This is a genomic window from Croceitalea sp. P059, assembly GCF_031846365.1.
Taxonomy (GTDB): Bacteria; Bacteroidota; Bacteroidia; order Flavobacteriales; family Flavobacteriaceae; genus Croceitalea; species Croceitalea vernalis.
On record NZ_JAVRHW010000001.1, the window covers coordinates 636,444 to 659,788 of the forward strand.

General features: G+C 34.8%; 27 protein-coding genes. 22 read left to right on the forward strand and 5 right to left on the reverse strand.

Annotated features, from left to right (window positions below):
• The first annotated feature begins 8 nt into the window (after positions 1-8).
• The 10 genes from atpB (at position 9) to RM542_RS02820 (ending at position 8,284) form a co-directional block, all read left to right on the forward strand.
• Entirely contained in the window at positions 9-1,103 is a 1,095-nt protein-coding gene (atpB, locus tag RM542_RS02775) for a F0F1 ATP synthase subunit A (protein WP_311384184.1), read from the forward strand.
• A gap of 32 nt (positions 1,104-1,135) precedes the next feature.
• Positions 1,136-1,327, forward strand: coding sequence for an ATP synthase F0 subunit C (atpE, locus tag RM542_RS02780; protein WP_138854164.1), 192 nt, complete (start codon positions 1,136-1,138; stop codon positions 1,325-1,327).
• Between the two features lie 70 nt (positions 1,328-1,397).
• Positions 1,398-1,898, forward strand: a complete 501-nt coding sequence (locus tag RM542_RS02785; RefSeq protein ID WP_311384185.1) for a F0F1 ATP synthase subunit B — start codon at positions 1,398-1,400, stop codon at positions 1,896-1,898.
• A gap of 3 nt (positions 1,899-1,901) precedes the next feature.
• Positions 1,902-2,441: an ATP synthase F1 subunit delta gene (atpH, locus tag RM542_RS02790; protein WP_311384186.1), complete on the forward strand. Its 540-nt coding sequence runs from the start codon at positions 1,902-1,904 to the stop codon at positions 2,439-2,441.
• 2 nt (positions 2,442-2,443) lie between these two features.
• Positions 2,444-4,024: a F0F1 ATP synthase subunit alpha gene (gene atpA, locus RM542_RS02795; protein ID WP_311384187.1), complete on the forward strand. Its 1,581-nt coding sequence runs from the start codon at positions 2,444-2,446 to the stop codon at positions 4,022-4,024.
• 24 nt (positions 4,025-4,048) lie between these two features.
• On the forward strand, positions 4,049-4,906 hold the full coding sequence (gene atpG, locus RM542_RS02800) for an ATP synthase F1 subunit gamma (RefSeq protein ID WP_311384188.1): 858 nt from the start codon (positions 4,049-4,051) through the stop codon (positions 4,904-4,906).
• Between the two features lie 210 nt (positions 4,907-5,116).
• Positions 5,117-6,331, forward strand: coding sequence for a TCR/Tet family MFS transporter (locus RM542_RS02805; RefSeq protein ID WP_311384189.1), 1,215 nt, complete (start codon positions 5,117-5,119; stop codon positions 6,329-6,331).
• A 69-nt stretch (positions 6,332-6,400) separates the two neighbouring features.
• Positions 6,401-7,240 carry an alpha/beta hydrolase gene (locus RM542_RS02810; RefSeq protein WP_311384190.1) on the forward strand — a complete coding sequence of 280 codons (840 nt, stop codon included), beginning with the start codon at positions 6,401-6,403 and terminating at the stop codon, positions 7,238-7,240.
• An 11-nt stretch (positions 7,241-7,251) separates the two neighbouring features.
• Complete coding sequence (locus tag RM542_RS02815; protein ID WP_311384191.1) at positions 7,252-7,740, forward strand: RNA polymerase sigma factor; 489 nt, start codon at positions 7,252-7,254, stop codon at positions 7,738-7,740.
• Complete coding sequence (locus RM542_RS02820) at positions 7,733-8,284, forward strand: hypothetical protein (protein ID WP_311384192.1); 552 nt, start codon at positions 7,733-7,735, stop codon at positions 8,282-8,284. The genes RM542_RS02815 and RM542_RS02820 overlap by 8 nt, the downstream gene beginning before the upstream one ends.
• Positions 8,285-8,303: 19 nt before the next feature.
• Here RM542_RS02820 and RM542_RS02825 read toward each other — a convergent pair whose 3' ends face one another.
• Positions 8,304-9,980 carry a sulfatase gene (locus RM542_RS02825; RefSeq protein WP_311384193.1) on the reverse strand — a complete coding sequence of 559 codons (1,677 nt, stop codon included), beginning with the start codon at positions 9,978-9,980 and terminating at the stop codon, positions 8,304-8,306.
• A 96-nt stretch (positions 9,981-10,076) separates the two neighbouring features.
• Here RM542_RS02825 and RM542_RS02830 point away from each other — a divergent pair, with 96 nt between their 5' ends.
• From RM542_RS02830 to RM542_RS02880, 11 genes are all read left to right on the forward strand, one after another.
• On the forward strand, positions 10,077-10,562 hold the full coding sequence (locus RM542_RS02830) for a hypothetical protein (protein ID WP_311384194.1): 486 nt from the start codon (positions 10,077-10,079) through the stop codon (positions 10,560-10,562).
• A gap of 102 nt (positions 10,563-10,664) precedes the next feature.
• Entirely contained in the window at positions 10,665-12,131 is a 1,467-nt protein-coding gene (locus tag RM542_RS02835) for an oligosaccharide flippase family protein (protein ID WP_311384195.1), read from the forward strand.
• Positions 12,121-12,555 (forward strand): dUTP diphosphatase, encoded by a 435-nt coding sequence (dut, locus tag RM542_RS02840; RefSeq protein ID WP_311384196.1) that lies wholly within the window; start codon positions 12,121-12,123, stop codon positions 12,553-12,555. Before RM542_RS02835 ends, dut begins: the two co-directional genes overlap by 11 nt.
• Positions 12,556-12,664: 109 nt before the next feature.
• The gene (locus RM542_RS02845) at positions 12,665-13,681 is read left to right on the forward strand and encodes a sugar phosphate nucleotidyltransferase (protein ID WP_311384197.1); all 1,017 of its coding nucleotides are present in this window, start codon (positions 12,665-12,667) and stop codon (positions 13,679-13,681) included.
• A gap of 115 nt (positions 13,682-13,796) precedes the next feature.
• Positions 13,797-14,177 carry a hypothetical protein gene (locus RM542_RS02850; RefSeq protein WP_311384198.1) on the forward strand — a complete coding sequence of 127 codons (381 nt, stop codon included), beginning with the start codon at positions 13,797-13,799 and terminating at the stop codon, positions 14,175-14,177.
• A 10-nt stretch (positions 14,178-14,187) separates the two neighbouring features.
• The gene (locus RM542_RS02855; protein ID WP_311384199.1) at positions 14,188-14,646 is read left to right on the forward strand and encodes a hypothetical protein; all 459 of its coding nucleotides are present in this window, start codon (positions 14,188-14,190) and stop codon (positions 14,644-14,646) included.
• On the forward strand, positions 14,627-15,574 hold the full coding sequence (locus RM542_RS02860; protein ID WP_311384200.1) for a hypothetical protein: 948 nt from the start codon (positions 14,627-14,629) through the stop codon (positions 15,572-15,574). The genes RM542_RS02855 and RM542_RS02860 overlap by 20 nt, the downstream gene beginning before the upstream one ends.
• A gap of 1 nt (position 15,575) precedes the next feature.
• Entirely contained in the window at positions 15,576-16,355 is a 780-nt protein-coding gene (locus RM542_RS02865; protein ID WP_311384201.1) for a DUF4292 domain-containing protein, read from the forward strand.
• A 115-nt stretch (positions 16,356-16,470) separates the two neighbouring features.
• A complete protein-coding gene (locus RM542_RS02870) occupies positions 16,471-17,580 on the forward strand; it encodes a peptidoglycan DD-metalloendopeptidase family protein (RefSeq protein ID WP_311384202.1) in 1,110 nt (369 codons plus the stop codon).
• 66 nt (positions 17,581-17,646) lie between these two features.
• Positions 17,647-18,381 carry a hypothetical protein gene (locus tag RM542_RS02875; RefSeq protein WP_311384203.1) on the forward strand — a complete coding sequence of 245 codons (735 nt, stop codon included), beginning with the start codon at positions 17,647-17,649 and terminating at the stop codon, positions 18,379-18,381.
• A complete protein-coding gene (locus tag RM542_RS02880) occupies positions 18,347-18,994 on the forward strand; it encodes a hypothetical protein (protein ID WP_311384204.1) in 648 nt (215 codons plus the stop codon). Before RM542_RS02875 ends, RM542_RS02880 begins: the two co-directional genes overlap by 35 nt.
• On the opposite strand, the gene RM542_RS02885 is transcribed toward RM542_RS02880, so the two are convergent.
• Together RM542_RS02885 and RM542_RS02890 are read right to left on the reverse strand one after the other, a co-directional pair.
• The gene (locus RM542_RS02885) at positions 18,991-19,503 is read right to left on the reverse strand and encodes an acyl-CoA thioesterase (protein ID WP_311384205.1); all 513 of its coding nucleotides are present in this window, start codon (positions 19,501-19,503) and stop codon (positions 18,991-18,993) included. The two genes, RM542_RS02880 and RM542_RS02885, sit on opposite strands and share 4 nt — an antisense overlap.
• A gap of 117 nt (positions 19,504-19,620) precedes the next feature.
• Positions 19,621-20,571 carry an SPOR domain-containing protein gene (locus RM542_RS02890; RefSeq protein ID WP_311384206.1) on the reverse strand — a complete coding sequence of 317 codons (951 nt, stop codon included), beginning with the start codon at positions 20,569-20,571 and terminating at the stop codon, positions 19,621-19,623.
• A 104-nt stretch (positions 20,572-20,675) separates the two neighbouring features.
• On the opposite strand from RM542_RS02890, the gene dprA reads away from it, so the two are divergent.
• On the forward strand, positions 20,676-21,779 hold the full coding sequence (gene dprA / locus RM542_RS02895) for a DNA-processing protein DprA (RefSeq protein WP_311384207.1): 1,104 nt from the start codon (positions 20,676-20,678) through the stop codon (positions 21,777-21,779).
• Between the two features lie 230 nt (positions 21,780-22,009).
• Here dprA and trpS read toward each other — a convergent pair whose 3' ends face one another.
• Together trpS and RM542_RS02905 are read right to left on the reverse strand one after the other, a co-directional pair.
• Positions 22,010-22,978, reverse strand: a complete 969-nt coding sequence (trpS, locus tag RM542_RS02900) for a tryptophan--tRNA ligase (RefSeq protein WP_311384208.1) — start codon at positions 22,976-22,978, stop codon at positions 22,010-22,012.
• A 62-nt stretch (positions 22,979-23,040) separates the two neighbouring features.
• A complete protein-coding gene (locus RM542_RS02905; RefSeq protein WP_311384209.1) occupies positions 23,041-23,283 on the reverse strand; it encodes a GlsB/YeaQ/YmgE family stress response membrane protein in 243 nt (80 codons plus the stop codon).
• Positions 23,284-23,345 lie beyond the last annotated feature (62 nt).

Consider the following 23,345-nt stretch of genomic DNA (forward strand, 5'->3'; position numbering starts at 1 on the left):
TGTTTGATATGCCAAGAAAATTTTCATTAAAAAAATTAACTTTTTTACTTTTTTTAGTTTCAGCTATTTCTTTTGCCCAAAATCACGAACTAGGCGAGTCCACCAGCCATGTGACTTCGAAAGAAGAAATAAAGAAGGAAATTAAAGCTGATATTGAACATCACATTCAAGACTCCCATTCATTCACGCTTTTTTCTGACAAGGAAAATCACAAGCATTATGGCTTTCCATTACCGGTAATTTTATGGGATAATGGTTTACAAGTATTTTCATCTTCAAAGTTTCATCATGGTGAAACAATAGCAGAGAGTAATGGTAATTACTATAAATTATATCATAGTAAAATCTATAAAACTGATGCAAAAGGTACTGTTGAATACGATGAAGACCATCATGTTACTAATTCTAAGCCTTTAGATTTTAGTATAACTAAAAACGTTTTCATGATTTTTATTGTGGGAATATTGATGTTTTTACTTTTTGGAGGTTTGGCAAAATCATTTGGTAAAGGACCAATAGCAACGGGTGCAGGTAGATTTTTTGAGCCAATAGTACTTTACATAAGAGATGATATTGCTAGACCCAATATTGGTGAAACTAAGTATAAGAAATTCATGCCTTATTTATTAACGGTCTTTTTCTTTGTTTGGTTTTTAAATTTATTTGGATTGACTCCACTTGGGATTAATGTGACAGGTAACATAGCCATTACTTTTGCACTAGCACTTTTTACTTTTATAATTACACAATTTTCAGGAAACAAGAATTACTGGAAACACATTTTCTGGATGCCAGGAGTTCCTGTTCCAATGAAGTTTATTTTAGCTCCTATAGAATTATTGGGAGTTTTTATTAAGCCATTTGCACTAATGATTCGTTTGTATGCAAATATTATGGCCGGTCACGTTGTACTAATGAGCATTATTGCTTTGGTATTTATTTTTAAAAATTGGTTCGGCGGTGGCTTATCATTGTTTTTAGCCTTTTTCCTATCAATCATAGAGCTTTTGGTGGCAGCACTTCAAGCTTACATATTTACATTATTATCAGCCTTATATTTTGGTTTCGCTGTTGAGGAACACGATCATGATGAGGCACATTAAAAAGAATGTTTAATTTTTAATTTATATATATTATGGAAATTCCAACTATAGTAGGAGCAGGTTTAATCGTTATTGGTGTTGGTATCGGTATTGGTAGAATTGGTGGTTCTGCAATGGAGGCTATTGCACGTCAACCAGAAGCTACTGGTAAAATCCAAACAGCGATGTTGATTGCAGCAGCACTTATTGAAGGTATTGGATTTGCTGCGTTATTCGTAGGATAATAATACTGAACAACAGCTATGACGGTTGGTCATAGTTGTTGTTACTATAAATTGAAATAAGTAAGATATTATGGATAAGTTAGTTAACGATTTTTCTTTCGGACTTTTCTTCTGGCAAATACTATTGTTCGGATTGCTTTTACTTTTGTTAAGAAGGTATGCATGGAAACCAATTCTTAAGGCAGTTAATGATCGTGAAGACGGCATTAAAGATGCCTTAGCGGCTGCTGAAGATGCCAAAAAAGAAATGCAAAATGTTACTGCAGATAGTGAAAAGCTTTTGAAGGAGGCTAGAGCTGAACGAGAAGCGATGTTGAAAGAAGCACGTGAAATAAAAGAAAAGGTTATTTCTGAGGCTAAAGAACAAGCATTAGCTGAGGGAGATAAAATGCTTAAGCAAGCTCAAGCGGCAATTGAAAGTGAAAAGAAAGCAGCGGTGGCTGACATTAAAGCACAAGTTGCCAACCTTTCGGTTGATATAGCTGAAAAAGTAATCAAAGAAGAACTATCTGACAAAAAGAAGCAACTCAAGTTAGTTGAAGATATGTTAGGTGATATCAAATTGAACTAAGCAATGAACGAAGCTAGAGCAGCCATACGATATGCAAAAGCAACTTTAGATTTTGCTGCTGAAAAGAAAGCAGCTGACAAAGTTGAAAAAGACATGCGTACTATTGCAACTGTAATTTCTGAAAATTCAGAGTTACAGAGTGTATTGTCTAGTCCTGTTGTAAAAAGTGAGGTAAAAAAGAATTCACTGAATGCTATATTCAAAGGAAGTCATGAAATTACTTTGGGACTAATTGATACCCTTACAAGTAATAAACGTATTGAAATGCTTCAAGAGGCCGCTTACAAATACATTATTCTTTTTGAGAAAATGAAGGGCGAAGATGTGGCTTTTGTAACATCAGCAGTTCCTTTGACGGCGGATATAGAGAAAAAAATACTGGCACAGATTACTAAAATGACGGGTAATAAAGTGACCATTGAAAATAAAGTTGATGAAAGTATTGTTGGAGGTTTCATTCTAAGAGTGGGCGATTTGCAATATGATGCCAGTGTGGCAAACAAACTGAACGGATTAAAACGAGAATTTACAAATAGTCTATAAAAATGGCAGGAGTAAAAGCAGCTGAGGTTTCAGCAATATTAAAGCAACAATTATCAGGTTTTGAAGCAACTGCTTCATTGGATGAGGTAGGTACTGTACTACAAGTAGGTGATGGTATTGCCAGAGTGTATGGTTTAGCGAACGCTCAATACGGTGAATTAGTAGAATTTGACGGCGGTATTGAAGGTATTGTATTAAACTTAGAAGAAGATAATGTTGGTGTGGTACTATTAGGCCCATCTAGAGAGATTGCAGAAGGTGATACTGTAAAACGTACACAGCGTATTGCGTCTATCAATGTTGGAGAAGGCATTGTTGGTCGTGTGGTAAATACCTTAGGGACACCAATCGATGGAAAAGGACCAATATCTGGAGATACATTCGAAATGCCACTAGAGCGTAAAGCGCCAGGGGTTATTTATCGTCAACCAGTAAACGAACCATTACAAACTGGTATCAAGGCTATTGATGCGATGATTCCTGTTGGTAGAGGTCAACGTGAATTAGTAATTGGTGACCGTCAAACTGGTAAAACCACAGTTTGTATCGATACCATTCTAAATCAAAAAGAATTTTATGATGCTGGTGAACCAGTATATTGTATATATGTTGCGATTGGTCAAAAGGCATCTACAGTTGCTGCTATTGCAAAAACCTTAGAAGATAAGGGCGCATTGGCTTATACAACTATTGTTGCGGCTAACGCATCAGACCCTGCACCAATGCAGGTATATGCTCCTTTTGCTGGAGCGGCTGTAGGGGAATATTTTAGAGATACAGGTAGACCAGCATTAATTATTTATGATGATTTATCTAAGCAGGCAGTTGCTTACCGTGAGGTTTCTCTTTTATTAAGAAGACCACCGGGGCGTGAAGCATATCCTGGTGATGTTTTCTATTTGCACTCAAGATTATTAGAACGTTCGGCTAAAGTAATTGCCGATGATGGTATTGCAAAAAATATGAATGATTTGCCAGATTCATTGAAACCAATCGTAAAAGGTGGAGGTTCATTAACTGCATTACCAATTATAGAAACACAAGCAGGTGATGTTTCTGCCTATATTCCAACAAACGTAATTTCCATTACGGATGGACAAATCTTCTTAGAGCAAGATTTATTTAACCAAGGGGTGCGTCCTGCAATTAATGTTGGTATTTCAGTATCTCGTGTTGGGGGTTCTGCTCAAATAAAATCAATGAAAAAAGTTGCAGGTACATTAAAATTGGATCAAGCGCAGTTCCGTGAATTGGAAGCCTTTGCAAAGTTTGGTTCTGATTTAGATGCAGCTACTTTAAATGTTATTGAAAAAGGACGTCGTAACGTTGAGATTTTAAAGCAAGCTCAAAACGATCCATTTACTGTTGAAGATCAAGTAGCAATTATTTTTGCTGGGTCGAAAAACTTGTTAAGAGATGTTCCTGTAGATAAGGTAAAAGAATTTGAAAGAGATTTCATTGAATTCTTGAACGCTAAGCACAGAGGTATTTTAGACACTTTAAAGGCTGGTAAATTAACAGACGAGGTAACGGAAACGTTAACGTCAGTTTGTAAAGACCTTTCAGGAAAATATAGAGCATAAGTTTCATCCTTTTTAAATTGATTAATGGCTAATCTTAAGGAAATACGAAATAGAATAGCATCAGTTTCTTCAACTATGCAGATTACAAGTGCCATGAAAATGGTATCTGCTGCAAAATTGAAAAAAGCGCAAGATGCTATTACTGCAATGCGACCATATTCAGATAAACTAACAGAGCTTTTACAAAGTTTAAGTGCGAGTCTAGATGGTGATGCAGGGAGTAAGTATGCTGATAATCGCGAAGTCAATAAGGTTTTAGTTGTTGCTATTACTTCGAATAGAGGTTTGTGTGGTGCTTTTAATACCAATATTTTGAAGCAATGTGCTGTTTTAAAAGAGACCTATAGCGAAAAGCAAATTGATTTTGTTGCTATTGGAAAAAAAGCAAACGATGCCTTAGGTAAGAAGGACACCGTTCTTACTAATCATAGCAACGTTTATGATGATTTAACTTTTGACAATGTTGCTGAGATTGCTGAGAGCTTAATGCAACGTTTTGTTGAAGGTGATTATGATAAGATTGAATTAGTTTATAACAAGTTCAAAAACGCCGCCACTCAAATTGTAATGTCCGAGCAGTTTCTTCCGATTGTACCAATGGAAGGTGATACTTCAGGAGCTTCTGATTATATCTTTGAGCCTTCAAAGCCAGAGATAGTAGCGCAATTGATTCCTAAATCTTTGAAGACACAGTTATATAAAGCAATAAGAGACTCTTTCGCAAGTGAGCATGGAGCCCGTATGACGGCGATGCATAAGGCAACTGATAATGCGACAGAGTTGAGAGATCAATTGAAGTTGACCTACAATAAGGCAAGACAAGCTGCTATTACAAATGAAATTTTAGAAATTGTTGGTGGCGCAGAGGCATTGAACAATTAGACGTAGCCTGAGCGAAGTCAATTTTTCAAGTTCAGAGGCATTGAACAATTAGACGTAGCCTGAGCGAAGTCAATTTTTCAAGTTCAGAGGCATTGAACAATTAACGTTATTGCGAGCAAAGAGAAACTATGCCTCTATTGCTAGACTAAAAAATAAATATAGCCCCGCTTTTACGCGGGGCTTTGTTTTTTATACGATTTTTGCGCAGCAATGAAATCAAAAAAGACCGCTTTATTTTTCATTTTCATCACGGTATTAGTTGATGTAATAGGAATAGGGATTATACTGCCTATAATTCCTGACTTTATAATGGAGCTTACCGGAGAGGGAACAGCCAAAGCCGTAATTTATGGAATGTGGCTAACTACAGCTTTTGCGGGTATGCAATTTCTATTTTCACCGGTTTTGGGTGAAATTTCAGACCAATATGGAAGAAAACCCATCTTATTGATTTCATTATTAGGCTTAAGTATTGATTATCTAGTTCATGCCTGGGCTCCAACAATTGTTTGGCTTTTTATAGGTCGATTCTTGGCCGGAATTACTGGAGCAAGTTTCACAGTTGCTACCGCTTATATTGCAGATATAAGCTCAGATGAAGAAAAGGCTAAAAATTTTGGTCTCATTGGAGCTGCCTTTGGTTTAGGTTTTATTATAGGCCCTGGTATTGGTGGCTATTTCGGTGAAATTGATATTAGACTACCTTTTTATATTGCTGCTGGTCTGACCTTCGCTAACTTCTTATTTGGGTGGTTTGTGGTGCCAGAATCCTTGACCAAAGAGAATAGAAGAAAGATTGAATTTAAAAAAATGATACCGGGGGTATCTTTGTTTGCGCTTCGAAATTATAAAGGGGTTCTTTTATTAATTCTTGCTTTTTTCTTGGCAAACTTAGCTGGACAGGCATTGCCTTCAGTTTGGTCATATTTTACTATTGAACAGTTTGATTGGAATCCGAAACAAATAGGTTTTTCACTAATGGTAGTTGGAGTGCTTGTGGCTATTGTACAAGGCTTTTTAGTGGGTAAAGTGGTTCAATGGTTCGGAAAACGTAAAGTAGTGACTTTTGGCTTTTTATTATGGACTATTGGTATGTTCTTGTTTTCACAGGCTTCTGAACCATGGATGTTATATGCATTTCTAATTCCGTATGCACTAGGTGGAGTAGCTGGACCCACCGTACAAGGAATAATTTCTAATCAAGTTTCTCAAAAGGAACAGGGTATTCTTCAAGGATCCATAACTGGCTTGGTAAGTGTGACTGCTATTTTAGGTCAACTAGTATTTGCACCTGTATTTTACTATTTTATAAAACCTGAGACTATTTACTATTTTCCAGGAGCTGCATATGCGCTTGCTGCAGTTTTCTTATTAATAGCTTTTGGCTGTGCTTTTGTCGCTATGAAAAGACTAGAATTAAAATAATTTTTAATTTCCATGTAACATTTTTTAAGTCTTGAATCAAAGAGTAAAATTGATTTAAAACTTATAGAGATGAAAAATTTAAGAAGTATTTTTTTAGTAGTATTGACTGCTATGTTTGTCTGGAACTTAAGTTCGCAAAACAAAGCGTTTGAAGTAAAGGTCGTTGGTCAAGGAGAGCCTCTTTTATTTTTCCCTGGTTTTACGTGCACCGATAAGGTATGGGAAGAACAAGTCGCTGAACTTTCAAAAGAATATCAATGTCACCTATTCACCTTTGCTGGATTCGGAGCCGTTACACCAATCGAATTTCCTTGGTATCCTAAAATTGAAAAAGAAGTTTTAGATTATATAAAAGAAAATAGTCTAGAGAAAGCTACGGCAATTGGCCATAGTTTAGGCGGTACACTAGCCTTGTCATTAGCGGCTAAGGAACCTTTATTTGAAAAATTGATTATTGTAGACGCGTTAACAGCAAGCGGAGCCTTAATGTTTCCGGATTATAAAAGTGAAAATTTGGTTTACGAAAGTCCATATAATAACCAAGTACTAGCAATGAATGCGGCTGATTTTAAGAGTATGGCAATACAGATGGCTTTAGGGATGACATCAAATCAAGACAAGAGAAATCAAATCATTGAATGGATGGAAATGGCAGATAGAGAAACTTATGTTTATGGATATATAGATTATTTAAAAGTTGATTTAAGAGAAAAAGTTTCTGCAATTCAAATACCTGTAACCATTTTGGCAGCAACTCAACCTTTTGGTGAACAAATAGCAAGAAAAACATACGAAGAGCAGTATAAGAACCTGACAAATTATGAACTCATTTTTGCAGAGGGAGCATCTCATTTTATCATGTATGATAAACCTGATTGGTTTTTAAATACATTAAAATCAAAAATTTAATCAGAATAATTGTGTCTGAAACGGAGTTCAAGCAAATTTATAATGACAACTATGCCAGAATACTGCGCCTATGTATGGGGTATGTTTCAGGAGATACGGATCTGGCTAAGGACCTAACCCAAGAAGTGTTTATTAAAGTTTGGAACAACATAAAGACCTTTAGAAAAGAAAGTAATATTTCAACTTGGATTTATAGAATAGCAATTAATACTTGTTTAATTAGTCTAAGGAATAAAAAGTCCAAACGATTTTCAGATACATTGCTCACTGAAGATATTCTCCAAAAAGAAGAGGCAACTCAAATAAAAGAAAAGCAATATCAAGACATGTATCGTTGCATTAATAAGTTGAGTGCAACAAACAAAGGAATAATTCTTATGGAACTTGAAGGACTAGCGCAAAAAGAGATAGCCGCTATTATGGGTTTAAAACACGAAGCTGTTAGAACTAGAATTCATCGAATTAAAAATCAACTCACAAAATGTGTAAATCATGAATGATTTCGAAAGAATAAAAAGCAATTGGAAAGAGCAGGCTGATCAGGTTCCAACTGAAGCAAATTTCTCTGAATTAAAAAATGGAATTAAGAATCTAGCCAAGAAGCAAAGAATTGGAAATCTAGTTTTGTTAAGCACAATTGGCGTTCTTGTGTTTTTCTTTATCTATATCAAAGCGATAGAATATAGACATGTTGCTATTGCCTTAGGAGTTATGATAGCAGCACTATTTTTGCGAGTATTAGTTGAAATTTTTAGTATGAACCATCTAAGAAATTTATCAATTGCAATTGACACTCAAAATTTTAAAGCAAAGCTTGAAAACTATTATAAGAGTAGAATGTATATACATGGAATTTTGACTCCAGTTTTATTAGCCATTTATAGCTATGCATTTTGGACCTTGTTACCTGATTTTAAAATGTCCTTATCAAAGGGCTTTTATAACTATATAGTGTGGTCTTCATTAGTTTTGTTAGTTTTCTTTTGCTTTTTTTTATTTTTTCAAATCCGAAAAGAACTAAGAGCACTAAAAGAACTAGAATAATTGCAAACGACGATCTTTTTTAAGAGCTTTTTCTTTTCAATGGAGAATCAATACTATTCTCTAAATGAATATTAATATATTTTTGATTGAGTTCATCAGAGTCTCCATAATGATTTCTTAAATCATCTAACTTTAGTTTTAAAGACTTTACAACTTCGGAATAAGCCGGGTCGTTATAAACATTGTTTATTTCATAAGGGTCATTTTTACGATCATACAGTTCCCATTCATTAACATCATAATAAAAATGAGCTAATTTAAATGCTGTAGTTACAATGCCATAATGCCTTTTAACTTGATGTACGGCTGGATATTCGTAATAATGATAATATACCGCATCTCTTGTCCATTCAGCTTCATTAGAAGTTAATAAAGGCATTAGGCTTTCTCCTTGCATGTCATCAGGTGATGGAATTTGTGCTGCTTCTAAAAGTGTTTGGGCAAAATCAAGGTTTTGCACCATTTCTTCACTACTGATTCCTGCTTTTATTTCATTAGGCCATCGTACAAGTAATGGCGTTTTAAAAGATTCATTGTAAATAAAACGTTTATCAAACCAGCCATGTTCACCTAAATAAAATCCTTGGTCAGAAGTATAGATAACAAGAGTATTCTTAGTTAATTTATGACTGTCTAAATAGTCTAGAACACGACCTACATTATCATCAACTGATGATATACAGGCTAAATAATCTTGCATGTAGCGCTGGTATTTCCAACGCATTTTTTCTTCATTGGTCATTTTGGGCCAATTTTCTTCAAAATCAGCATTTATTTTATCTAATATAGGCTCATACAGGGCTTTTTGTGCTGCAGTAGCACGATTACTATAAGGATTATCAAAACCGCCCTTGTATTCTGGAACGGCAGGCTGTGGCTTCATTTTCTCCGTTAGTTCAGGTCTAATTTTGCTATCATGATTGTACATCATATCAGTTAGCAAATTCATTTGAGCAGTTTTTGCGGCTGTACCCCTATTTTCATAGGAATCGAAAAGTGTTTCCGGTTCAGGAAAGGTTTTGCTTAAAAACGCTTCGAATTTATCGGGTCTTGGCCACCAGGGGCGATGAGGGGCTTTATGTAAATACATTAACATAAAAGGTTTTAAGGTGTCACGCTTTTTATCTAACCAATCTAAAGTAACATCCGTAATGACATCGGTTACATAACCTTCTTTTCTAATAGTATCTCCGGTTTTGACAATAAAATCGGGGTTGATATAATTTCCTTGTCCTGGTAGAATCATAAAATCATCTACCCCTTTTGGGTTGTTTCCAAAATGAAGTTTACCAAACATTGCGGTGTTGTAACCTGCTTTTTGAAATAATTCAGGGAAAGTGACTTGGGTAGTATCAAAAGGTCTTTGATTATCAGTTTTACCATTGATATGAGTATGCTTGCCTGTCAGTATGGTCGCTCTTGAAGGAGCACAGATAGAATTCGTCACACAAGCATTGTTAAATGTTATTCCTTCTCTCGCAATTCTATCAATATGAGGAGTCTTAATCAGATTACTACCATAAGCACCTATTGCTTGATAAGCGTGATCATCTGACATTATGAAAATGATATTTGGCCGTTCTTTTGGTAGACTTTCTTTTTCTTGTTGACAAGAAAGAATTAAGGAGAGAATTAGAACGAATGATTTATAGAAAATAAAATTTTTGATTTGCATTTTCGCTGTTGGTTTTTTCATTCCAATAAGATAATAAGAATCAAACAAATGAAGTAAATCTTTTTATTTGGCACTAATTTTGGTTTCATATCTTTATAACAATCAAAATACACACAAATGAAAGTATTTACTTATAGCATATTAGCACTGGTTTTTTCTTTATCAGCATGTTCTTCGCAAAAGAAATTGGTTGAGAATCCTCCTTTTGAATTAGGACAAGCAACTTGTCAAACTTGGCAAGGCGGTCGAGCTGAAACAGGTTCTGGAATTAATTTAGAAATACCTTTATTAAGCGATAATATGGATGAAATGAAAATGCAACAAGCTTATTTTAGAGGTATGATAGCTGACGTGTCTTTAGTTTCTTCTGAAGGAAAGTGGATGGCGAAAGCAAGCTTTAAAAATGAAAGCTCTGAAAAAATGGATATGGTCATGCATGCTGATTCAAAACAAGAAGTGGGCAATCAACCCCCAACTAAAAAAGAAAAATTTCCTTTTGAACTGGGAACGGACCAATGTGTCGTTAGTTATATGGATGGTGAGAAAATAAAGTATTATAAGATTGAAGGCATCAAAGAACAGAAACCTTTAATTTATAAGTAAGTGACGTTCTGTCTTTTTAAGGATGGTAGATATTGCCTACTTTTATAAAACATATGGCCCCGAAGTATATCTTCGGGGTTTCTTTTAAAAGCAAATTTACTATTGAACCCGCTTAAGAAGCTTTTTAAACAAACAGCAATTTACGGCTTGGCGACGGTCTTGCCTAGGATGTTCTCTTTTTTGCTGGTACCACTATATACCTCAGTAATGCCTCCTGGCATGTACGGAGAGGTGCAATTAATATTTATGTGGTTTGTGGTTTTCAATGTTTTTTTAGCCTATGGAATGGAGACAGCTTTTTTTCGTTTTTATAGGGAAACAGATCAACGAGATAAGGTAGTAACTACTTCTTTAGTCTCATTATTGGTGAGCTCAACATTGTTCTTTTTTGTAGGGTATTTATTTAAGGAAAATCTTGGTAGAGTTTTGAACTTTGATAGCTCTTACGTAATGTATGTCTTACTCATACTTTTTCTTGACACCTTGGTTATTGTGCCCTTTGCATGGTTACGAGCAAATGAGAAACCTTTACGATATGCTATCATTAAAATCATTAATGTAGCGGTTAACTTAGGGCTAAACCTTTTCTTTATTTTATTATTACCGAAAATATTCAGTGAGAATCCAGATTCATTTTTGGGAAAGCTATTTATACCTGAAAATGAAATAAACTATATATTGATTTCGAATGTTGCTGCTAGTGCATTAACGTTTATTTTGATGGCTAAAATATATTTTAGAAGGTCTTATTCTTTTGATACTGAACTTTGGAAAAAGATGATTGTTTACGCTGTCCCTGTGATGATAGCAGGTATCGCTTTTAGTATTAATGAGGTTTTTAATCGTTTTTTGTTGACGGAATTATTACCAGAGGATATTGCTAAATCAGAAATGGGAAAGTATGCGGCTTGTATAAAGCTCGCACTATTTATGACTCTTTTTGCAACAGCATTTCGATTAGGGATTGAACCTTTTTTCTTCAGTCATTCAAAAACCAAAAATCCTCAAAAGGCATATGCTCAAATAACAAATTATTTTGTCATTTTAGGAAGCGCGATTTTGCTCACTGTGGTTGTTTTTGCAGATATTTTGAAGCTAATAATGGTGCGTAATGAAGCTTACTGGGATGCGATGTCCGCCGTACCTATAATACTATTAGCTAGCTTTTGTTTAGGCGTTTATCATAATCTTTCTGTTTGGTACAAGATAACAGATAGAACAAAATACGGCGCTTACATCTCATCAATTGGTGCTATTTTGACTTTAGTTATCAATTTTGCTTTAATTCCGAAAATTGGGTATATGGCTTCTGCTTGGGGAACGTTAATAGCCTATGGCACCATGATGTCCTTGTCTTATTATTTCGGAAGAAAGCATTATCCAATTCCATATAACATGCGTAAAATCTGTTTTTATGCCGGAATATCTGTTCTTTTTTCTGTTTTATCATTCTATGTATTTGAACGAAACTTAATAGCTGGAAGCATACTGCTTTTAGTATTTTTGGGACTTATTTATAAACTAGAAGGGGACAAACTAAAATCTATATTCTTAAAACGTGCAAATTAACATCATTAACAAATCGGAACATCCATTACCTCACTATGAAACAATAGCTTCAGCGGGAATGGATTTAAGAGCCAATATTTCAGAATCCATAACGTTAAAACCTTTAGAAAGAACCATTGTAAAAACAGGATTATTTATTGAATTACCTATTGGTTTTGAAGCTCAAGTAAGACCACGTAGTGGTTTGGCGGCTAAAAAAGGAATAACTGTTTTGAATGCTCCTGGTACTGTGGATGCCGATTATCGAGGTGAGATAGGGGTTATTTTGGTAAACTTATCAAATGAAGATTTTACCATTGAAAATGGGGAACGTGTAGCGCAAATGGTTATAGCAAAACACGAACGTGCCGAATGGAATATAGTAAATGAACTTTCAGAGACTACACGAGGAGCTGGCGGATTTGGTAGCACGGGTGTAAAGTGAAATTATAACTAAATGTTTTACTTATTGAGATAACTAAAGATTTCAAAAAATAACTGTCTTTCTTTAACGTTTACAATATCATAAAACTAATAATTACTAAACTTCTTTCATGAAAATAATTGTCCCAATGGCCGGCAGAGGCTCAAGATTACGTCCGCATAGTTTAACTGTACCAAAACCATTGATTCCTGTTGCAGGGAAACCTATCGTGCATCGCTTGGTGAGTGACATTGCAAAGGTACTTGGCGAACCTATAGAAGAAGTTGCTTTTATCCTAGGAGATCCAGCATTTTTTGGTGAAGAAGTTGTCGCTAGTTTAAAAGATTTAGCTGAAGGTTTAGGTGCGAAAGCTTCAATTTACAGACAAGATGAGCCTTTGGGCACTGGACATGCTATTATGAGCGCTAAACCCTCTTTAAGTGGCCCAGCGGTAATTGCTTATGCCGATACTTTAATTCGAGCTGAATTTAATCTAGATAAAGATGCAGATAGTGTTATTTGGGTAAAACAAGTTGCCGAACCAGAAGCTTTTGGCGTTGTTAAATTAAATGAAGCTAACGAGATTGTTGAATTGGTAGAAAAACCCGAAGAATTTGTTTCTGATTTAGCCGTAATAGGAATCTATTACTTTAAAGATGTTGGTGCATTAAAAAAAGAACTGCAGTACGTTTTGGATAATAATGTAATTAATGGCGGAGAATACCAAATTAATGATGGTATTAAGCGAATGATGTTAGAAGGCAAGAAATTTGTAACTGGTCAGGTTGATGAATGGATGGACTGCGGGAATAAAAAAGTAACAGTAGAGACTAATCAGCGCATGTTAGGCTTTTTAGAGAAAGATGGTGAAAGTATGATTTCGACTTCAGTTAAAAAGGAGAATGCGAATATCATTGAACCTTGTTTTATCGGTGAAAATGTAGTCTTAAAAAACACTACGGTTGGTCCTTTTGTTTCGATAGGTGCAGATACAGTAATTGAAGACTCAACAGTTAAAAATAGTATAATTCAAAGCCATACCAGTATCAAAAACGCTAATTTGGACAATGCTATGATAGGTAATCATGTAAAGTACGATGGTAATTTTGAGACGATTAGTATTGGGGATTATTCGGTTTTGGAATGATTATTGATTTTAATTTTTTTAATCAATTCGTTTCATGGTAAGTTTCAGAGTTATTTTGTATTTAATTTTTCTTATTGGTTTTAACAATTATGGCCAGATACACAAAAACCTTAACGTGAAAGCTCTTTATAATGATTGGTATTTTTCCAAAAAAGAATCAAACGGCGCTCAAAAGGTTTATCGTATTTTAAATAATTTTAATGAATCAGAATATTCTAGCAGCGAACCGTCTTTTGCATTTAAAGAAGGCTCTACTATTTTTAGGCTAAAGTTTGATGATGGCAATGTTTATAAAAGGTGTGGAAACGATAATCGAAAAAATAGAATTCCAAGCTGGAGTAAAGGAATTTGGTCATTTAATTATGAGACTACTATGCCAATATTGACTTTGTCATATTATAAGGCCGAAAAAGGTAAAAAATACACCTTGATGGAGGAGAAGTCTTTTTACATCACGCACTTGGATTATGAGAAAATGATAATTCGTAGGCTATAAATATAAGTATATGGCTAAGAAAGTTATACTGGTCAGTCTTTTTGTTCTTTTGGGTATTCCAAGAGAGGTTTATAGTCAAGAATGTCTTCAATTAAAAATGATTTACGGTGATTGGTACATTTCTTCAAAATCTTCAAATGATAGTATCTTAATATTTCACTCAAAACGGTCTGATTACGGTAAAGATAATGATACAAACGAGCAGGTAACGTTTGTAAAAAACGAAAAAGGAGTCTTATCTCAAATAAAGTATGGCAACTTTGCACATTGTGTCTCACCGAGATTAATTTCTTTTCTAGGTTCTGAAAAATGGATTCTTAACAAAGACAAAAAAGGGATTCAGCAGATTTTTTATGATGGTAAATACGAATGGTTGTATGTGAGGCACTATAATATTGTAGATTTAAATAAAAAGAAAATGGAACTCCGTTTGAAAAAAGAAGCTTTTAATGAGTATTGGGTTGAATAGAAGGGAAATATTATTGAGTTTGTTTTTGGTCTTTTTTACCATGATAAGTTATTCCTTTGCCCAAGAAACCCCAAAAGTTATTCAAGAAGAAGAAAGTGCTGAGGTATTTCTTGAGGAATATACCGATGAGTTTCAAGAAGCTTTTTTTGAGGCCATAAAACAAAAGGGTATTCAAAATTATGATAGGGCAGCCAATCTTTTTTTAGAATGTAAGCGCCTCGACCCAGAATTGAATGTTATCAATCACGAACTTGCCAAAACCCATTTATTAGATAAAAATTATGTGGAGGCAGAGCGCTATGCAATCGAATCCATAATTACTGATGAAACCAATTATTGGTATTTAGATACTTTGATTGCGATACTTGAAAAACAATCTAACACTATCGAATCCATAAAAAATACCATTCCGTATGAAAATGAAGGTCTTCAAAAGAATTTAGCCTTGATCTATTACAAGCGCCGGAAGTATAATGATGCCCTCTCGGTTTTGAAGGGACTTTCCAAATCAGACATTAAGGAAGAATTGACCCTTAAAATTCAAGATACCCTGTCCAAGGCTAAGCCCCAAAGCACGACCAAAACTATCCAGCCCGTGGTCGTCAACAATGACCCCGTTAAAAGTTTAAAACTGAATTTAGAGCAACAAATTCAACTTGGGCAGTTTCAAATAGTGGAAAGCCGCGCCAAAGAAGCGGTTGAATTGTATCCCTTACAACCTTATTTTTATTATGCTTACGGATTGGCTTTACATAAAAACAATAAAGACAGTCAAGCGATTGATGTTTTAAAATCTTCTTTGGATTATCTTTTTGATAATCAAAAACTAGCTAATAGAGTTTACCAAACTATGTCTGATGCCTATACTAAGACTAATAATTTTTCTAAGGCAAATGAGTACCTTCGTAAGATAAAACCAGGATTTTAATATGATTTTAAGCCCCAATATTAAGAACTGTATTGCTGTTTTGTCGCTAACAATACTTTTTGCTTCTTGCAAATCAACTAAGTCCATAGCGGCTGGGGAATTGGATAATTCGCTTTCTGCCAAAAAAATAATTCAAAATCATTACCAAAACGAACTTGATTTTGAAACATTAAGCGGAAAAGTAAAAATAGATTACTCTGACGGAGAGAGTAGTCAGGGTTTTAGTGTAAGTCTGCGTATGAAGAAGGATGAGGTTATTTGGATAAGTGCCCCATTAGGAATGGTCAAGGCGCATATAACGCCTGAAAAGGTTTCTTTTTATAACCGCTTACAAAATGAATATTTTGACGGTGATTATGCATATTTGAGTAATATTCTTGGGACTGAAGTTGATTTTCAAATAGTGCAGAATTTATTAATTGGTAATGCTGTTCTTGATTTAAGAGATGATAAATATGCGATATCAATCGCCGATGGAAAGTATAATTTAAAACCAAGAAAACAGCAAGAGTTATATAAAATATTATTCTTTTTAGAACCAACTAATTTTAAAATTTCACAACAACAAATTTCACAACCATCTGAGAATAGGTTTCTAAAAATGGAGTATTCGTATGCAGAAGTGACCAACAAGGTGGTGCCTAATACTGTTGATATTGAAGCTATTAGTGATGACAGCACGAATACTATTGAACTGGAATATAAAGGTTTTGAATTTGACCGAAAACTGAACTTCCCTTATAAAATACCGAAAGGTTATAAACAAATTGTTTTGAATTAATATGGCATTGGCTCACAAAAACCATATCATTTTTTTCTTTTTGGCATTTTGTGTGAGCCTTAATTGTTTTTCTCAATCAAGCGAGCAAAAGGCCTTGGAGGCTAAAAGGGCACGCTTGCAAAAAGAGATTAAGGAAATGAACAGATTGCTTTTTGCAGAAAAAAAGGAAAAGGGCAATGTGTTAGAGCAAATGGATGATTTAGATAGAAAAATAAATATCAAACAGGAGCTTATCCGAGTAACCAACCAGCAGTCTAATTTATTAAACAGACAAATCAATGCCAATGTTCGTAGTATTGGTAAATTAAGAGAAGATTTAGAATTACTCAAAAGTGAGTACGCTGAGTTAATACGGAAATCTTATCAAAACAAATCTCAAGAGAATAGACTGATGTTCCTTTTATCTTCCCAAAACTTTTTTCAAGCATTTAAAAGACTCCAATATATGGAGCAGTATACTAAGTTTAGAAAAAAGCAAGGTGAAGACATTATTGATAAGACAAAAAAACTAGCTAACTTAAATAGTGATCTTGTTGAGCAACGAAAAGTCAAAGACCGATTATTGTCTGAAAATAGAAAAGTCAAAAAAGACCTCTATAAGGAAATTACTTCGCAGAAAGACCTCTTAAAAAGCATACGACAAAATGAGAGTAAGTATACCAGCGCTATTGATAATAAAAAGAAAGAAGCACGGAGAATTAATCGTGAAATAGATGCATTGATTAGAGCAGCTATAGCAAGCTCTAATAAAGGGTCAGGAAGCGCAAGCTCTGCTAAGTTTGCTTTAACCCCAGAGGCAAAATTAATAGCGACTAATTTTTCTTCCAATAAAGGGAAACTAATTTGGCCGGTAGAAAAAGGAATTAAAAGTCAGGGCTTTGGAAAGTATAAGGATAAGATTTACCCGGGAATTACTCGTGAGAATAATGGAGTGACAATCGCTACAGATAAAGGCGCACAAGCAAGAGCTATTTTTGAAGGAGAGGTCATTACTATTCAGACCAACAAAATGGGTGTTAAGGGAGTTTATTTGCGCCATGGTAACTACATAAGCATGTATTACAATCTTGCTAAAGTTTATGTGCAAAAAGGTGACATAGTTAGTGCAAAAGAGCCTTTAGGTGAAATATATACCAATCGGTTTAATAATGCTACAAGCCTAAAATTCTACCTTTATCAAGATACCCAAAAGCTTAATCCAGAAAATTGGATTTTTCAATTATAGGTTTTGTTAACCTAAATTTTACATCATTTAGAGCAACCATTAATTAAGACTAGTACCTTAATAAATATGAAAAAAATACTTGTTTGCGCTCTTGCGCTTTTACTTGTTGCTTTTGATTGCGAAGATGAAATTGAGTTTCAAGACAATCAACGTTTGTTATTAAAAGCTAGACTTGTTAATTCTGATGGTAATTTATTTCAGAATACACCAGTAGAGGTTTTTGCTAGTAGAGAGTATGGTTATCAATTAGAAGGTCAATTAAATTATAATTTCGGTGAATTAATCGGGAGAGGATCGAGTGATAATAATGGCGATGTTGCAATCACTGCATTAAAGCCACTTAATGCTTCGAATATTTACACTCTTTTTAATTTTGAGGGCTCTCAGGCATTTCAAACAGAATACGCTCCACTGATAATCAATTTCATAAATCGAGAAAAAACAGATAATAACACTTATGACTTGGGCGAGGTAGTTATTGACAAGGCTTTGGAATTTGAACTCAAGGCATCTAGAACTATGAATCTTACTGATACTCTAAGATATAGTTGGCAGTACAACAGAGGAGTAAAGATTATAGGTAATAATCCAGTATCCGATTATTATTTTATAGATGACGGAAGAGATAGCGGATTTAATGAACTATTACCGACAGAATTCACCAAAGAAAACACTTTTAAGGTCATAGAAAGTGACACCATACTTATTGATTATCAATTAATTAATAATGGTATAACAGCTTCTGAACAACTACAAATTATTGTCAATGAACAATCAGGCTCTTTTGAATTTGAATTTTAGAAAGCTTAATATTTTCTTCTTTTCTCTTTTGTCTTTCGCTTTGTTTGCCCAGGAAGCACAGGTAAGTAAAGATAAAGCGGATTATTATTATGATATCCTTGGGCAAGGTAAGGTAGGTTTTTTAAGCCCTTTGGCTTATGGAAGTAATTTCATTGCTGATGGATATGATACCTGGAACGGAGTAAATATTGAGGCACAGATTAAGCTCAATCATAAGTTATTGATAGGATTACAATTGCAGGCTTTTAAAGGAAGAGTAATTGACCAAGAATTAGTAGGGCCCATTGATGCTAGTGGTATGACACATTTTTTTGTTACCACTGGGTATTCTCTGTTAGATAAAAAAAAGGACATTCAGTTGGAAGCCTCCATTGGTTTAGGTAGTGTTACTTTAAGAAATGAAAGAGATTTTCGACGTTTTAATGATAGCGGTTTCGCCTTAATGGCAAACTTAAATTTCTCTTATCGTTTGAATTATTGGTTAGGTTTTTACGTAGGGCTTCAGAATAATTGGGATTTTTGGTCTATTAAGCGCCCTTCTGAGCTCGACGATGTGTTTGGCAATACCTCAATTTTTGCGCCATCTTTCGGGTTAAAATTTTATGTGCTTTAACCCATAAAAAGAGCCCTAAGCTCAGTGGCATCAGTTGGTTTCATTTTGCCTGCGAGCACTAAACTCAATTGTTTTCGTCTAAGTGCTGCTTCAAAACGTTCTTTTTCCAAGGTTGTCTCAGGTGCTAAAGCTGGCACTTCGGTTGGAACTCCTGTTTCATCGACAGCTACAAAAGTGTAAATAGCTTCATTAGCCTTTGTTTTTTCTCCAGTGAAGCGATCTTCCATCCAAACATCAATATAAATCTCCATAGAGGTTCTAAAAGCCCTTGAGACGGCTGCTTCAACCGTTACTACACTGCCTAAAGGCACGGCTCGATTAAAAGCTACATGATTTACCGAGGCAGTCACCGTCACACGTCGGCTGTGTCTGCGAGCAGCAATGCTTGCCGCACGATCCATACGAGCTAACAGTTCACCACCAAAGAGATTGTTCAAAGGGTTGGTTTCACTTGGCAAAACCATATCAGTCATGACAGTTCTCGATTCACTAGGATTTTTTGCACGCATCATTGAAATTTTGCGCAAAGATAAGGGTCAAATATCGATATTAATCGATAATTCTATTCTTTTGAAATTATGAAGTTGATTTAAAGAAGTGTCCTTTTTAAGGGCAAGGTGCTTTTATTAATCAGAAAGAATCCAAACGTCAGGTGAAGTACTGCGCTTAATTTTGCGATATAATTTTAATGCTTCTTTATTATTACTAAAACTAGCATAAGATACTTGATGTAAGCCATATCTATTAGCACCAATATATCTTGCATTGTACCCCAATTGTTTTAATTGAGTTACTTTTTTATCAGCATTTCCTTTTATTCTAAAGGCACCAGCCACAACATGGTGCAATGGCCCCTCTTCAATATCTTTTTTAGTCACTGCTAAATTCAACGAAGGCAATTCCATTGGAGAATTGTCAAAGAAAGTAGCTTCTTGAATATGTCTTTCTACTTGTTCTTTAGCTTCGCTATCCACTAATTGTTGTTGGAGATTATTTTGATTATAAAATTGATAGCTAGAAACACCTAAAGACAACAACAAGAGTGCAATAGCAGCATATTTCATTAGTGGTCTAAACGAACCTTCTTTTCTTTGTTCAGGGGTAATTATAAAAGGAATACGCTCTTCAATTGCTTCAACTTCTTCTTTCAATTTTTCACGAAGAATTGGTTTAGATGCGAAAGAGGATAATCCAAACGAAGAGGTCAAATAATTAATTTTGTTCTCCGGCTTAAATTGTATTTTACCTTCAAGATTTAATTTTAGTTTGCCAACACCAAAAAGGTCTATGACTTCACCTTGTAATAGTTTTTGTTTCCATTCTTTTGAGGTTTCATTGACCTCTTCAAGAATATCTTCATAAGAAAGTTTTTTGGCCTTAGAAATGTGTGAAACAAGAAGTCCGTCGTTTTTAGCTAATTGCTCATTAAAAGAAATGACCTTTGTAGGAGGATATAAGGTATTTGTGCTAGCATCAACCCTTGCAGAGGAAGAATGAGCAAGAAAAGCACCAAATTCAGGCATTACAACACAGTTGTAACGATACAGTAATTCTTTGATGTAATGTTCTACGCGCATTGAGGCAAATATTACAAAAAAAGAACAACCACAAAATAGTCGAGATAACTTTTTATTAACATTCTAATTTGTGTATTTTGTGAAAAACTCAAGTTGAAGTATTGATGTCTGAAAATGAACTTATTGCCTTACTAAGACTACAGAGAATTCCTAATATAGGTGATGTTATTGCTAAAAAATTACTGGATCGATTTGATTCTGCGGCAGCAATTTTTCAAGAAAAAAAAGAAAGCCTTTTAAAAATTGATGGCATCGGCAGTTATACATTAAAACATCTTTTTGATAGTGAATACCTCGAAACAGCCGAGCAGGAATATAGATTTATAGAGGATAATAGCATTAAGTGTATCTATTTTTTGGACCATGATTATCCCAAGAGATTAAAGCATTGTATTGACGCTCCTATTTTACTTTTTCAATCTGGAGATATTGATTTAAAAGATAAAAAAATAGTTAGTGTAGTAGGCACCCGAAATATTACGAGCTACGGTCAGGCCTTTTGTGAAAAGTTTATTGAAGATATTGCTCCTTTAGACCCCGTTATAATTAGTGGTTTTGCCTACGGAGTTGATATTAATGTCCAAAGAGCAGCACTGGAAAAGGGTCTTCAAACCATAGGGTGTTTAGCGCATGGTTTAAACCAAATATATCCTAAAACACATAAAAAGTATAGAGCCCCTATTGAGAAAAATGGAGGTTTCTTGACTGAATTTTGGAGTTCTAGTAATCCAGAACGGGAAAATTTTTTAAAGCGAAACCGAATTATTGCAGGTATCAGCGAGGCAACAATTGTAGTGGAATCTGCCGAAAAAGGAGGTAGTTTGGTTACGGCTGATATTGCGCATAGTTATAATCGGGATGTTTTTGCTGTTCCTGGTCGTTCAACGGACAGGTATAGTTTAGGCTGTAATAATTTAATCAAACAACAAAAGGCCCAAATGCTCACGTCAGCAGCGGATTTGATTTATTTGTTAGGATGGGAGATTGAGAAGGAGAAAAAAACTCCAGTTCAAAAACAACTTTTCATCGAACTTGATGAAACAGAAAAGTCTATCTACCAATACTTGCAGTTAAACGGGAAACAGTTACTGGATACCGTAGCTTTAGCATGTGGTTTGCCAATTTTCAAAGTTTCTGCTACTCTTTTGAATATGGAGATGAAAGGTATTATTCGCCCGTTACCTGGTAAATTATTCGAAGCAATCTAATTTTAGAAATTTTATGGATACCACTCACCGATTGTTTTCAGACAGAAAGGGTTTTCTGGTTGGAAGTGTTTTTTAACAGCAGAAATAGGTTCTTTAACTATCGATTTGCATTTTTATGATGCGTCAAGCCTTAACGAGAGGTCAAATTTGAAGCCTTAAAAAGGACAAAGAAGTCGACAAGCGGTCAATTTTCATTGTATTCTAAATTATTACAATGAAAAAGAAGGTTTTTAGTACCCAACTTTTTCTCTAACCCGATCAAGAACATTATTAGCCACCTTACAAGCTTTGTTAGCGCCTAAGGCTAGGGCATCGTCAATCTCATTAAGATTGTTCATATAATATTCAAACTTTTCTCGAGGTTCTTCAAATTTCTGAATAATTGTTTCATAGAGCGCTTGTTTTGCATGCCCATAACCATAATTACCTGCCAAATAATTAGCACTCATTTCCTCAATTTCCTCTTGAGTTGCTAAAAGCTTGTATAAGGCAAAAACATTATCATCAGTTGGATCTTTAGGATTTTCCATTGGTATACTATCCGTCACAATACCCATCAACTGTTTTCTTAGTTTTTTATCTGTTTGAAATAAATTGATAGTATTTCCTTTGCTTTTACTCATTTTTTCGCCATCCGTACCCGGAACGTACATCGTGCTCTCTTGTAGCTTTGTGTCAGGCAACACAAAGGTTTCACCAAATTGGGCATGAAATCTTGAAGCAACATCACGTGTCATTTCTAAATGTTGAGATTGGTCTTTGCCTACAGGAACAATATTGGCATCATATAGTAAGATATCAGCAGCCATAAGCATGGGGTATGTGAAAAGTCCGGCATTAACATCTTCTAACCGGTCAGCTTTATCCTTGAACGAATGGGCAAGAGTCAGTCGTTGGTATGGAAAAAAACAGCTCAAATACCATGACAATTCTGTTACTTGAGGCACATCACTTTGGCGATAAAAAACAGTCTTTTCAACATCAAGACCAAAAGCTAACCAAGTTGCTGCAGTAGCGTAAGTGTTATTTCTGAGTTCTTCACCATTTTTTATCTGAGTAAGTGAATGCATATCCGCAATGAATAAAAACGACTCATTCTCAGGATTTTGCGCCATTTCTATAGCCGGAATTATAGCTCCTAAAATATTGCCCAAATGCGGTATACCCGTACTTTGTATACCCGTAAGTATTCTTGCCATGCTCTAATTTTGAATCGTAAATGTAAACAATCCGTAAAGGATTAAAAAGAAGTGATTAGGAGTTATTTTTTAAAAAGTCCAGCGATAAATAAAATTACTAAAGCTCCTATAAGTCCCGTAACCAAATCTCCTATAACTTCTGAATTAATTGACAGTGCAAGTGTCTTAAAAACCCAGTTACCAACTACTCCGCCAACAATGCCTAATATAATATTGACGAGGTTTCCAAAACCACCACCTTTAATTATTTTGCCAGCAAGCCATCCAGCTAAAGCAGCAATGATTAAAGGATATAAAATGTTCATTTTGAGATTTATTTAAGCTGGATTTTAAATATAGAAATTTTTTGTTCTCGAAGAATAAGTCT